Source organism: Parolsenella sp. LCP21S3_E11, assembly GCF_052118165.1.
Classification (GTDB): domain Bacteria; phylum Actinomycetota; class Coriobacteriia; order Coriobacteriales; family Atopobiaceae; genus Parolsenella.
In genome coordinates, this window is sequence record NZ_JBQKHS010000024.1 from 1 (window position 1) to 653 (window position 653).

Here is a 653-nt window from a genome sequence, read left to right on the forward strand (position 1 = left end):
CGGTAGGAGCCGTCGGCGAGCCTCTCTGCCACGGCGTAGGCGTCGGCCCCGTCGATGGCGCCCCAGTTCAGCTGGACCTCGCCGTCGCCCGCGGGCTCGGCCGTGAAGCGGGGGACCGTCGGGTCGGCCGGGACGGCCCTGGCGACGTCGGCGGAGCCGAACGGGGACCAGCGGCCCCCGAACCACGCCTGGACGACGAACTCGTAGGAGGTGCCGTTGGCCAGGCCCGACACGGTGTAGGACTCGCCCGCGCACGTGTAGGTCGACGTCCTCCACGCGGAGTCGCCGGCCCTTCGCCACGCCACGGCGTAGCGCTGCGCCCCGGGCACGCTGGGCCAGGAGAGCGTGACGGACCGGTCGCCGGCCGCCGCAGTGACCGACGGCCTAGACGGGCCGGTCGGCACGCAGGAGACGAGGGTGCCCTCGCCGAAGGACGACCAGCGGCCCGCAACGCGGGACTGCACGAGGAACCTGTGCTCGACGCCGCACTCGAGGCCGGTCACCTTGTAGGAGGTCCCGGTCGCCGAGTAGGTGAACGTGCGGTAGGAGCCGTCGGCGAGCCTCTCTGCCACGGCGTAGGCGTCGGCCCCGTCGATGGCGCCCCAGTTCAGCTGGACCTCGCCGTCGCCCGCGGGCTCGGCCGTGAAGCGGGG

Annotated in this window: 1 protein-coding gene; it reads right to left on the reverse strand. The window is 74.4% G+C overall.

What is annotated here, in order from left to right:
- Positions 1 to 653: fibronectin type III domain-containing protein (locus tag ACTQ1Z_RS08535; RefSeq protein WP_441860257.1), on the reverse strand; the 653-nt coding region annotated here is incomplete at both ends.